The organism is Bradyrhizobium sp. 27S5 (assembly GCF_037217225.1).
Taxonomy (GTDB): Bacteria; Pseudomonadota; Alphaproteobacteria; order Rhizobiales; family Xanthobacteraceae; genus Bradyrhizobium; species Bradyrhizobium septentrionale.
In genome coordinates this window covers 373,684-385,905 of record NZ_CP147714.1, presented here as the reverse complement: position 1 = coordinate 385,905, position 12,222 = coordinate 373,684, and the positions used below count along the sequence as shown (strand labels likewise).

11 protein-coding genes are annotated in these 12,222 nt (G+C 63.9%); 3 read left to right on the top strand and 8 right to left on the bottom strand.

Going from position 1 to position 12,222, the window contains the following annotated elements:
• Window positions 1-26: 26 nt before the first annotated feature.
• From WDM24_RS01860 to WDM24_RS01835, 6 genes are all read right to left on the bottom strand, one after another.
• Window positions 27-350 carry a hypothetical protein gene (locus WDM24_RS01860; protein WP_338830231.1) on the bottom strand — a complete coding sequence of 108 codons (324 nt, stop codon included), beginning with the start codon at window positions 348-350 and terminating at the stop codon, window positions 27-29.
• A gap of 276 nt (window positions 351-626) precedes the next feature.
• Window positions 627-1,985 (bottom strand): tyrosine-type recombinase/integrase, encoded by a 1,359-nt coding sequence (locus tag WDM24_RS01855; RefSeq protein ID WP_338830230.1) that lies wholly within the window; start codon window positions 1,983-1,985, stop codon window positions 627-629.
• A gap of 168 nt (window positions 1,986-2,153) precedes the next feature.
• Window positions 2,154-3,500: a homogentisate 1,2-dioxygenase gene (gene hmgA, locus WDM24_RS01850; protein ID WP_338830229.1), complete on the bottom strand. Its 1,347-nt coding sequence runs from the start codon at window positions 3,498-3,500 to the stop codon at window positions 2,154-2,156.
• Between the two features lie 2 nt (window positions 3,501-3,502).
• Entirely contained in the window at window positions 3,503-4,459 is a 957-nt protein-coding gene (locus WDM24_RS01845; protein ID WP_166299910.1) for an MBL fold metallo-hydrolase, read from the bottom strand.
• 27 nt (window positions 4,460-4,486) lie between these two features.
• A complete protein-coding gene (locus WDM24_RS01840; protein ID WP_166299912.1) occupies window positions 4,487-4,714 on the bottom strand; it encodes a DUF2783 domain-containing protein in 228 nt (75 codons plus the stop codon).
• Window positions 4,715-4,723: 9 nt separating this feature from the next.
• Window positions 4,724-6,352, bottom strand: coding sequence for an FAD-dependent oxidoreductase (locus tag WDM24_RS01835; protein WP_338830228.1), 1,629 nt, complete (start codon window positions 6,350-6,352; stop codon window positions 4,724-4,726).
• A gap of 168 nt (window positions 6,353-6,520) precedes the next feature.
• Between WDM24_RS01835 and WDM24_RS01830 the strand changes: the two genes are divergently transcribed.
• Window positions 6,521-7,081, top strand: coding sequence for a MarR family winged helix-turn-helix transcriptional regulator (locus tag WDM24_RS01830; protein WP_371261162.1), 561 nt, complete (start codon window positions 6,521-6,523; stop codon window positions 7,079-7,081).
• Between the two features lie 258 nt (window positions 7,082-7,339).
• Here WDM24_RS01830 and WDM24_RS01825 read toward each other — a convergent pair whose 3' ends face one another.
• Window positions 7,340-8,236 (bottom strand): NAD(P)-dependent oxidoreductase, encoded by an 897-nt coding sequence (locus WDM24_RS01825; RefSeq protein ID WP_338830227.1) that lies wholly within the window; start codon window positions 8,234-8,236, stop codon window positions 7,340-7,342.
• Between the two features lie 64 nt (window positions 8,237-8,300).
• Window positions 8,301-9,107 (bottom strand): N-acyl homoserine lactonase family protein, encoded by an 807-nt coding sequence (locus WDM24_RS01820; RefSeq protein ID WP_338830226.1) that lies wholly within the window; start codon window positions 9,105-9,107, stop codon window positions 8,301-8,303.
• A gap of 494 nt (window positions 9,108-9,601) precedes the next feature.
• Here WDM24_RS01820 and WDM24_RS01815 point away from each other — a divergent pair, with 494 nt between their 5' ends.
• Complete coding sequence (locus WDM24_RS01815) at window positions 9,602-11,188, top strand: caspase family protein (protein WP_338830225.1); 1,587 nt, start codon at window positions 9,602-9,604, stop codon at window positions 11,186-11,188.
• A gap of 143 nt (window positions 11,189-11,331) precedes the next feature.
• A complete protein-coding gene (locus WDM24_RS01810) occupies window positions 11,332-11,985 on the top strand; it encodes an OmpA family protein (protein WP_338830224.1) in 654 nt (217 codons plus the stop codon).
• Window positions 11,986-12,222: the final 237 nt, after the last annotated feature.

Below are 12,222 nucleotides of genomic sequence, written 5' to 3'. Positions count from 1 at the left end.
CCGCGTTCGCGCGTGTGCGGCCCGATTTAATTTTCGAGATAGGCCCGGACGTCGCCAGCCTCGTACAGGATGCGCCCGTGAACCTTCTTCCATTTCAACCGATGATCTGGCTTGTACCGCCGCCATGATTCCAGCGTTGCTTCCGCGCGCCGGATAACGCTCGCTGTCTCTCGCTGCGTCAGGCCTTGATGCGGCGCGAGCTTGTACAGATCGAAGGTCGGCAGCGGCGGAACGCCACGATTGCGCTCGCGCTTTTTCTTGCGCGGCTTGATGGTCGGCGGCTTACGAGGTCTGCCGCGAGGTCGCTGTGTGGATGCGCTCCAAGACGGCATGGTGTCATTGTCGGGCATGAAGCCCTCCATCTGTGTACACCAAAGGAGCGAGGGGATTATGGCCACCGACGGCCAGATGCGTCAAGTAAAAGCAGCGACAGACCGCCGCGAATTCTTGATTTCTTCGGACTTCACCGCGTCAAGATCAAGCAAGCAACCGAAATTCCGGTTGCTGTTACTTGGCTAATCTAGAAGACGACGAATACTCGACTCATCTGGGGCAACAGGGCGGGTCCAAGCATCTCGCGCACGCAGCGCGACCACATCGCTGTGGTCACCGGACGAAGGTCAGCTTCAAGCCGCAGCCTGCGCGATCAACCGGGCAACCGGGAAAGCGATCTGGTGTACGACGGCGAGCTTGGCCTGCAATGAATAGCCCTCGCCATAGTCCGGCGTGTTGCCGGTGCTGCCGGTGTCGTGGCCCATCAGCGCCACCTTCATTTCATCCTCGGCGCGGACAGCGCGCAGCCGATCCTTGAAGGTATGGCGCAGGCAGTGCAGCGTCTTGAAGCGGTCGCCGTCATCTTCGTTGACGTCAGGCTGCAACGCCTTCAGCCATTTGTTGATCGCCTTCGATGCCTCGTTGGCGTTGTCGTAATAGTCGGGGAATCCATTCGGGTTGCGCCGCATGGCTTCCAGCGCGATGCCGACCAGCGGCACCTCGCGGATGGCGTTCTTGGTCTTCACCTCTCGACCGTCATCCCTGATCGCGATGTGCGGGATGTTGTGCATCAGCTTGATGTGCTGCCGTTGCAGGTTGACGATCTCGGACACGCGCGCGCCGGTTTCGATGCACACCATCAGGATGTCGAAAGCCACCTGCGGCATGCCGTCGAGCGCACCCGGTTTCAGGATCACGGTTCGGACGAAGTCGATGTCGAAGGCGATGCGCTTGCCCTTGCTGCGCCTGAAGCCGAGACCGGAAAAGATTTTCGGGTCGGTCAACTGATCGCGCTTGCAGATTTCGGCGATCATGGCCGAAAGCGCGTTGATGTCCTTGCGCGCGCCTTCCTCGGTCAAGTCCTCCTCGGTGATGCGCGTTGACCACCACTCGCGAAATGCCTTGGCGTCGTCGCGCGTGATCGCCAGCATGTCCTTGTCGCCGATGACGCCGGTCAATCGATTGACCGGAGCGTCTCTCGATGCGCGCCACTTTTTCAACTGTTGCGGCGACTTGCCTCTGATCTCGGTGGCCTTGAGCGATTGGAGTTCGGCAGGCAGTTGAGAGAGCATGACGGTGGCGCGGCCCGTGCCGCCGACCAAGGCAATGCGGTCCACCTTTTCATCGATGCTGGCACCGTTGCCGAACTGATCGATGCGCTTGAGGATTTCGTCAAGCTGGCGCTCGGCAATCTCGCTCGCAGTGTGATAGCCGAAGCCAAACTGCTGCGCGCGCTTGGCGGCCTCGCGCAGATGACTGCGGGCCGCGTCGTTGCGACCGGCGATCATGTCGCGCCAGTCGGCCTCTAGCCCGTCATTCAAGATGATCACGGCCTTGGTGGCCTTGAGCGCCTTCGGATCGTCGGCGACCCTGATCTTGGTCGCCTTCTTCACCGCGTGGCGCTTGTCCAACTCCGCCATGCGCTTCGGCACGCGGCGATAGAAGTGCCACCAGCCGTCATTGGCGAGCAGATGCGGATGTTTGGCGGGCATGTCGATTGATCTCCTTTGCGGCAAAGGACCACCGCAAAGGATGTAACCTGAAATGTCACCTGAAATTCAAGCTCTGATAGCTCGTAAGCTATTGTAATTACGGGAAATGCCCTATTTTATAGGACTTCTTTCATTCTAAAACTCTCCCACAAGGGGAGAGGGCAAGCATCACGGCTTGTTCGGGTCGAACTTCTTCTCCAACCCCTTCCAGCAATCCGAGTAATCATCCTGCAGCGTCGCCGACGTCGCGGCGTGCTGCGTCACGCGCTGCGGGAAGCGGGTTTCGAACATGAAGGCCATCGTGCCGGTCAGCTTCACCGGCTTCAACTCGCCGTTGCTGGCGTGTTCGAAGGCTTCGCGGTCGGGGCCGTGCGGCAGCATCATGTTATGCAGGCTAATGCCGCCGGGCACGAAGCCTTGCGGCTTGGCGTCGTAGACGCCGTAGATCAGGCCCATGAACTCGGACATGATGTTCATGTGGTACCACGGCGGGCGGAAGGTGTTGTCGGCCACCATCCAGCGCTCCGGGAAGATCACGAAGTCGATATTCGCGGTGCCCGCAGTCTCCGACGGCGAGGTCAGCACCGTGAAGATCGAGGGATCGGGATGATCGAACGCGATCGCGCCGACCGGCGAGAAGGTGCGCAGGTCGTATTTGTAGGGCGCGTAATTGCCGTGCCAGGCGACCACGTCGATCGGCGAATGCGGCAGCGTGGTCTTGAACAGCGCGCCGCCCCACTTCACGTAGAGCTCGGTCGGCGTGTCCTTGTCCTCGTAGCTCGCGACCGGCGTCAGGAAGTCGCGCGAATTGGCCAGGCAATTGGCGCCGATCGGGCCGCGCTCCGGCAGCGTGAACGCGCCGCCGTAGTTCTCGCAGAGATAGCCGCGCGCCGGACCATTGGGAATCTCGACGCGGAATTTGACGCCGCGCGGGATCACCACGATCTCGCCCGGCTCGGCATCGATGCGGCCGAATTCGGTGACGAGGCGCAGATTGCCTTGCTGCAGCACGAACATCATCTCGCCATCGGCATTGTAGAAATGCTGATCGACCATCGATTTGGTAATGAGATAGATGTGCGCCGCCATGCCGGCCTGGGTGTTGGCATCGCCTGCCGTGGTCATGGTCTGCACGCCTTGCAGGAAGGTCATGTCCTGCTTCGGGATCGGCGCCGGATCCCAACGCAGTTGCGCGATCGGCATGTCGTATTCGTGGCACGGCGCGGTGCGCCACAGCCCGGCGTCGGCCTTGGCGAAGCGGCCGGAATGCCGCACCGACGGCCGGATGCGATAGAGCCATGAGCGCTCATTGGTGCCGCGTGGCGCCGTGAACGGCGAGCCCGAGAGCTGCTCGGCATAGAGCCCGTAGGCGCAGCGCTGCGGCGAGTTGCGCCCCATCGGCAGCGCGCCGGGCAATGCCTCGGTCTCAAAACTGTTGCCGAAGCCGGACATGTAGCCCGGCGTCACTTGCCCCGAGCTGCGAACGATCCGATCAGGCGAGGTATTGATGTTCATTTCTATCCTCCTCCTTGCAGGGCGGCCCACATTTCCTGGTCGCGTTTGTCGGTCCAGATCACGGGATCGTCGATCCCGGACGCCTCGTCATAGGCACGCGAAACGTTGAACGGCAGGCAGTGCTCGTAGATCGCAAACTTCGAGAACTTCGGATCCATCACCTCGCGCGTCGCCGCCATCGATTCCTTCAGCGTGCGGCCCTTGGCGACGGACGATTCGGCAGCGCCATACAGCGTGGTGACGAAATCGCGGGTCATCGCAATCGCATCGCGCCCGGTCTCCAGGCCCTTCAGCGCATCGCCGCGGCCCGGCGCGATTGCCTTCGGATTGAAGGCGCGGATCTCGTTCAAGGTCATTGGCCATTCGCGCAGATGCGCATCGCCGCAGTAGCAGGCCGAGTGATATTCGATCAGGTCGCCGGAGAACATCACCTCGGCGTCCGGCACCCAGGCGACGATGTCGCCCGAGGTGTGGCCGGCGCCGAGCTGCATCAGCCGCACCTCGCGCTTGCCGAGATAGATCGACATCTCGCCTTCGAAGGTCAGCGTCGGCCAGGTCAGGCCGGGAATGCTCGCGGCATCCTGGAACAGGCGCGGGAAGCGGCCGTATTCGGAATCCCAATCCTGCTGGCCGCGCTCCTGGATCAGCCGGTAGGTCTCCTGCGAGGCCACGATGCCCTGCGCCTTGTAGGCCGAAGCGCCGAGCACACGCACCGCGTGATAATGCGACAGCACGACATATTTGATCGGCTTGTCGGTAACGGTCTTGACCCGCTCGATCACCTTGTTCGCCATCGCCGGCGTTGCCTGCGCGTCGAACACCAGGCAGCCGTCCTCGCCAACAATGACGGCGGTGTTGGGATCGCCCTCGGCGGTGAAAGCGTAGAGATCGGTGCCGATCTCCGAGAAGGTGACCTTCTTTTCCGCGAGATCCGTGGTCGATGCAAAACCTTTGGCCATCAGTTCAATCCTGTCCGTTTGATCAGTCTATTGTTGTTGCTGTTGTTGCTGCTGGCTCGCGTCCAGCATCCGCCGCTTCGCCAGCGCGATCGCATCATGCAGCACGTCGAGATCGCCGATATGGTTGGCGAGCACCAGAACCAGCGCGGCATCGAGATCGGCGCTCTGCGCCTCGGAGAGGCCGCGATGCGCCTCGACGATGGCGCGGAAGGCGTCATCGGGCTTTGCGAAATTCGAACTGGTCGACAGCGCCATGACCGCTCCTCAGTTCAGGCCGGCGGCGCGCGCCAGCGCCGCATCGAGCGACGGCCGCTCAGCGTTGCGGAAGCGCGCCGCGACGTAGCCGTCCGGCCGCAGCAGATAGGCGGTGCCGGGCTCGGCATCGTAGCGCTTGCCGGCGAGGCCCTGCGTGTCGACAAGGCCGCCCTCACCGCCGATCCGGATGCTGCCGACGCCATCAGGGACATCGGCAGCCGCGCCATTGCCAAACTCCAGCAGCGTGAAACGCGTTCCCTGCCTGATGAAAACGTCGGTCAAATAGGTGGAACCGCCACTCTGCTCGGTCACCGGCGCATCCAGCATCGAGGCGCCCGGCCGCGGACCGCCGCGCCAGTCGTCGCGATCGCCGCTCGACAGCGGCGTGTCATAGACCGACGGCACCGAGAGCCGGCCGCCATTGACCATGCGCTTGCCGAACTCGGTATCCTCTGCGAGCGACAGCACCGCCTGGCGCAGCCGCGCCTCCTGTTTCGTCGCCGGCGCCATGAAATCGGTCGAGCGGGTCGACTCGCGGATGTTCTCGTCCGCCGCCGCGCTGCGCTCGATATGATAGCTCTCCAGCAGGCCTTCCGGCGAGAGCCGGCGCAGCACGCGGTCGAGCTTCCACGCCAGGTTCTCGGCATCCTCGAGCCCGGAATTGGCGCCGCGCGCGCCGAACGGCGAGACCTGATGTGCGGAATCGCCGGCGAAGATCACCCGCCCGTGGATGAATTTTGCCATCCGACGGCACTGGAACTTGTAGAGCGAGATCCATTCGAACTCGAACTTGTCATGCCCGAGCATGCGCTCGATCCGCGGCCGGACATTCTCCGGCTGCTTCTCGGCCACCGGATCGGCATCCGGATTGAGCTGGAGATCGATCCGCCAGATGTCGTCGGGCTGCTTGTGCAGCAGCGCCGAACGTCCGGCATGGAACGGCGGATCGAACCAGAACCAGCGCTCGGTCGGGAACGCCGCGGTCATCTTGACGTCGGCGATCAGGAACTGGTCCTCGAACACCTGCCCCGTAAAGTCCGCACCGACCATCTGGCGCAGCGAGGAACGGGCGCCGTCGCAGGCGACGACGAAAGAGGCATGAACCTGGTACGAGCCTTCAGGAGTGGCGATGGTCAGCGCGACGCCATCATTGCGGCTCTCCAGCGCGATCACCTTGTTGCGCCAGCGCAGATCGATCCCGGGCAGCTGCTCGACCCGGTCGACCAGATAGGCCTCGGCGTAGAACTGCTGCAGGTTGATGAAGGCGGGCCGCTTGTGGCCCTCTTCGGGAAGCAGGTTGAATTGATAAAGCTGCGAGGCGCCGTGAAAGATCTTGCCGACGCTCCACACCACGCCCTTCTCGACCATGCGGTCGCCGACGCCGAGGCGGTCCCAGAACTCCAGCGAGCGTTTCGAGAAGCAGATCGCGCGCGAGCCTTCGCCGATCCGGTCGGCATCGTCGAGCAGCACCACGCGCTGGCCGCGCTGCGCGAGGTCAATCGCGAGCGACAGCCCCACCGGTCCGGCACCGACCACGACGACGGGATGCTCTGCGATGTTGGCGCCCGACCGCTCCTGGTCGGGGTGGCGGCGATAGCCGAACTGGGTTTTGGCCTGTGCCGTATTGGCGTTTGCCATTGTATGACCCTGGATGTTCCCTTGCGCCGCGGCCCTTGGCTGCGGTTCTGTGTGACTGGCTTGCGACCAGGACCTTGCGGGTCGGCCGCGACCTTGCTAAATTAGTCTCACTTGCAACTATCTTAAACCCCCAGTCGGGGCCGCCGTCAACTCAAATTGGAGGGATTTTTGGCCAGGACCTCTGCAAGCCAGCCTCCAGCCCGGCCGCGCAGCGCCGTGGACGCGGACGTGCGCGACAATGCCGCGCCAGGAAAGAAGCGCCTCGACCTCTTCCACTTCATGCCGTTCCGCCTCAACCGGCTGGCGGCCGAGGTGAGCTCGGCGCTATCGAGCGAATATCAGGCGCGCTACGGCCTCGACATTCCGGAATGGCGCGTGCTCGCCACGCTGGGCTTCCGCAGCGATCCCTGCAGCGCGCAATACATCGCGCATTGCACCCGCACGCATAAGTCCACCATCAGCCGCGCGGTGTCGGCGCTGATGGAGCGCGAGATCGTCGAGCGCGTCGAGAACGCCGACGATCGCCGCGAATTCCGCCTGCAGCTGACCAAAAAGGGCCAGGCGCTGTACGAAGAGCTGATCCCGCGCCTGCTGCGCAAGGAGCAGGAGATCATCTCCTGCCTGTCCGCGCAGGAACGCCGTGATCTCGGACGCCTGCTCGGCAAGATCGAGACCAGCCTCGAGCTGGTGCAGACCAGCGAAGAGGCCGACGCGAAGGATGTGTATTAGGCCGGCGCGACGCGCACGCCTACAAACCCGTCATCCTGAGGTGCGAGCGGAGCGAGCCTCGAAGGATGAATCGGCCCAGCTGGCGGCCGTCGACCCTTCGAGACGCGCGCAAGAGCGCGCTCCTCAGGGTGACGGTGATGGAATGTCTGTGCGCGGCTCCCTCCAGCGTCATTGCAAGCGAAGCGAAGCAATCCATACATCCGAGCATGCGGGACGATGGATTGCTTCGTCGCTACGCTCCTCGCAATGACGGAGCCGTCACGCCCTGTCGATATGCTTGGCGATCACAGGGAAGTAATTGTCCTTCGATCCCTTGTCGATCGCCTCTTGCAACACCGTGCCGATCAGCTCCGCGCCACGGATATTGATGCCGGCGTCGGCCGCCAGCTCCAGCGCGTAGGACAAATCCTTCAGCGCATATTCGGTCGAGAACGCGCGCTCGGGAAACACGCCCGGCACGATCGCCTTCATGCCGTGGTTACGCAGCGCGAAGCTGTCCGCCGAGCCCTTCGACAGGGTATCGAGCAGCAGCTTCGGATCGACGCCATTGTGCTTCGCCACCGCGACGGCCTCGGCCAGCGCGTTCACGGTCTCGAACAGCACCATGTTGTTGAGGATTTTTGTCACCTGCCCGGCGCCGACCTCGCCGCAATGGGTGACGTCGGTGGCGAAACAGCGGATCAGCGGCTCGATCGCCGCATAGAGCGCGGGCACCGCGCCGACCATCACGCTGAGCGTGCCGTCCTGCGCCGCCTGCCGCGTGCGCGCGATCGGCGCATCGGCCCAGGCCGCGCCTTTGGCCCGCAACTGCCCGGCGAAATCGCGGGTCTGGCTCACCGACGACGTGCCGAGATCGACCACCACCTGGCCGCTCCGCACATTCTTCAGGATGCCGTCGCCCTCGAACACCGCGCGCACATGTTTGGCGCTCGGCAGGCAGAGGAACAGCACGTCGCTCTGCCTGATGATTTCGGCGACCGAGCCGGCAATCTCGGCGCCGTCAGCGCGCAGCCGCTGCAGTGGTTCGGCCGACAGGTCGAACACGACGACGCGCTTGCCGCTTTTCCTGACCAGGTTGCGACAAATTGGCTCGCCCATCACGCCGAGGCCGATGAACCCAAGAGTCTTGTAGTCAGCAGTCTTGGTGTCAGTCATATCGCTTCTTCTTTTTGACGTTTCTTGAGGTGCTGTGCATGCACCCCTCCCCAAACCGGCGGGGCTATTTCGCGAACGATCGCGACGGCGCCAGATGCAGCGCGAACGCATCGACCTTGTCGCTGGCGCGCGGATAGATCTCGCTGACGATCGGATCGTGGCCGGGGATGAAGCGGTCCGGATGCCCGGCGAGCCGCTCGACGGTCTCCCAGCCCTGCGCCATGTCGCCGACATTGCAGACGATCGGGAACGGGCTGCGCTTGTGCAGGTTGGCATAGTAATGCGCGGCGTCGGATGCCAGCACGACCGGGCCGCGCGCGGTCTCGACCCGCACCACCTGCAGGCCATCGGAATGGCCGCCGACCCGATGCACGGTGACGCCGGGCGCGATCTCGCCGTCACCGGAATGGAAGGTGACGCGCTCGCCATAGACATGACGCACCATCTGCGTGACATGCTCGATCGAGAACGGATGGCGCAGCATGCCGTTGCACATGCAGCGGCCGGTCGCGTAGCTCATCTCGCGTTCCTGCAGATGGAATCTGGCGTTCGGGAAGCGATCGAGATTGCCGGCGTGGTCATAATGCAGATGGGTGACGATGACGTCGCGGATCGCATCGGCGCTGACGCCGAAGCCGGCCAGGGCATCGACCGGATTGAGCGTCAGCTTGCGGGCGCGCGCCTTGGCCTCCTCGGCGTTGAAGCCGGTGTCGACCAGGATGTCGCGGCCGTGGCCGCGGATCAGCCAGACGAAATAATCGAGGTCTTGCGCGGTGGTGTCGTGCGGATCGGGCACCAGGAAGTTGAGGTGTGGGGTGCGCGGCGACATCGTCGCATAGCGCAGGGCGTAGATTTCGTAGGCGTTTCCCATCGGTTTCGCTCTTGTTTGCGTGACTTGTTGTGCACGTTGCCGTCCCGGACACAAAGCCATCGCCTCGCGCAAAGGTCAAACCGCGCGAAGTGCGACGAGCGCATGACAGGGGCGAGCGCCTCTGTGAGTGCAATCACATTATCCGGTCGCAGGAACCTGCACCATGCCACGATGGCGATGGCGGCCATGATCGCGGCTGTTGCACTGCGGCCTCGCCAGCACCGCCGCGATTAGCGATGGCGCCGCAAGCCGTTGACGGGAGTTTAGCCGTGGCTTGATAATGGGTTTTCGCCAGTGCGTTTTCGAGCGAAGCCTGTCCCGCACTCGATGCGGGATGGCCACCGGTTCGCGTCAAGAAAACGCGTCAAAACAAGAATCTAGAGCCCCGTTCCGATTTCCATCGGAACGGAAATGGCTCTAGAGTAAGGTCCCCGAGGCGCAGGCTCGAAGCGGCGCCATTTCATTGGAAGCCGCGATCTGGATCTGCCGCGATTATGAAAATCCGCCTTGCCTTGCTCGCCACGCTGATTTTTTCAATCGCGTCGCCGACCCTGTCCTTCGCCGCCGGCGACCGCTTCGCGCTGGTGATCGGCAACGCCAAATATCCCGACGCCGACGCGCCGCTGAAGGAGCCGATCAACGACGCGCGCGACGTCGCCGACGAGCTCAAGCGCGATGGCTTCACCGTCGAGGTCGGCGAGAACCTGACCGGCGACGGCATGCGCCGCGCCTTCGACAGGCTCTATGGCAGGATCAAGCCGGGCTCGGTCGCCCTGATCTTCTTCTCGGGCTACGGCATCCAGTCGAACCGGCAGAGCTACATGATCCCGGTCGATGCCCAGATCTGGGCCGAAGCCGACGTTCGCCGCGACGGTTTCAGCCTCGAGACCGTGCTCGGCGAGATCAACAGCCGCGGCGCCGGGGTGAAGATCGCCCTGGTCGACGCCTCGAGGCGCAACCCGTTCGAGCGCCGTTTCCGCAGCTTCTCGGCCGGGCTCGCCCCCGTGATCGCGCCCAACGGTACGCTGGTGATGTATTCGGCGGCACTGTCGTCCGTCATCTCGGACAATGGCAACGACCACAGCCTGTTCGTGCGGGAACTCTTGAAGGAGATCCGCACCCCGGACCTGATGGCGGAGGAAACGCTGAACCGCACCCGCGTCGGCGTCACCCGGGCCTCGCGCCAGGAACAGGTGCCGTGGATCTCGTCGTCACTCGCCGAGGATTTTTCGTTCATTCCAGGCGGCGCAGCCATCCCAGGCGGCGCAGCCAGCCCGAGCGGCGCGGCGGCGGGGCCGTCGACCGCTGCACCGGCTCCCGCGCCTGCCGCATCGCCGTCGCCCGAGGTGGCAGCCGCACCACCGGTTTCGCCTCCGCCTGCGCCGCCTCCGGCAACCACGCCGACGCCACCCGCGGCAACCGCGCCGACGCCGGCACCGGCGCCGCCGAAGCCGCCCGTCGCCACAGCGCCGACCTCACCGCCGCCCCCGCCAAAGGCGCCCGAGATCGCGCTGCCGCCACCTGCGCCTCCCCCGCCGGTGGTGATCCAGCCGGCGCCCGCGCCGAGCAGTTCGCCTGTGCTTGCCGACGATCCGACCATCAAGAGCCTGAGCGAAAAGCTGGACAAAAACCCTGATGATGCGGCGGCGCTGTACCGACGCGGCCAGGTCTATGCCAGCAAGGGTGCCTACGACTTCGCGGTGAAGGATTTCACCAATTCGCTGCGGCTGAACCCGAAGGACGTCGAGGCCTATAACAACCGCTGCTGGGTTCGCACCGTCATCGGTGACCTGCAGGCGGCGCTGAAGGACTGCAACGAGGCGCTGCGGCTGCGCCCGAATTTCGTCGATGCGCTCGACAGCCGCGGGCTGATGAACCTGAAGGGCGGGCAGAACAAGAACGCGATCGCCGATTTCGACGCTGCGCTGAAGATCAACCCGCGGCTGACCTCGTCGCTGTACGGGCGCGGCCTTGCCAAAAAGCGCAACGGCGCGGTCGCGGAAGGCGATCTCGACATCGCCAACGCCAAGGCGATGGATCCGAATATCGTCAAGGAATTCGCCGACTACGGCGTGCAATGACCAATCGAACGAGGCCTGCCCGCGACTCGAACCGCTGATGGAATTGCGCGACTAATCAGAGGGTGCGTGCCGGCCACCGCTGCCGGCAATCAATCTGAATAACTGCCTGGAACCGCGCGAGCTCGCGCAGGAGGGGGACCGAGATGTTCAAGCCGTCGGCAAAGGCCGCGATCCTTTCAATCATGACCGCCGGCATCGTGCTGTCGTTCGGCATGACCGCCGTCCGCGCCGGTGACAACGTCACCGAGGACCAGATCATCAAGGCGCTGACGCCCGACAAGAAGTCGCTGACCCGCGGCCTGTCGGCCGGCCCGCAGACCACGTCGCCCGAGCTGAACGCCGACCAGGCCAAATTCGTGCAGAGCGTCCGCGGCCGCGCCACCCGCTCGCTGTCCTCGGCCGAACGCGAGGAAATCGCGACCATCGTCCAGGACAAGCCCAAGATCGATCTCGAGATCAACTTCGACTACAACTCCGCCGACATCAGCGCGAAATCGCTGACGTCGGTGCAGGCACTCGGCCGCGCCCTGACCAATCAGGATCTGAAGGGCTCGACCTTCGTGGTCGCTGGCCACACCGACGCCGCCGGCGGCGAGGAGTACAATCAGGGCCTCTCGGAGCGCCGCGCCGACGCCATCAAGCGCTATCTCGTCGACAAATACGGCATCAACGGCACCGATCTCGTCACCGTCGGCTATGGCAAGAGCAAGCTGAAGGACCCAGGCCACCCGATGGCGGACGTGAACCGGCGCGTGCAGGTCGTGAATATGGAAAACAAGGCCACCGCCTCCAAGTGACCTCCAAGTGATCTGGAAGCGATGGGCGTGGCGGACCGCCTTTTTGCGGTTACAATGCGTCCCGCACCCCGGCGGGGCGCATTTGCTTTTGGGTCAATGCTTTGGACCGAGGTCCAAAGCGGCCCACACGTGACCCGCCTCACATGACGTCAGGGCATGATCCCCAACAATGGACACCGGCCTTTCGCAGGCTCAGGCAATATGATGGCGAGCGGGATGAGACTTCGACGAATACCC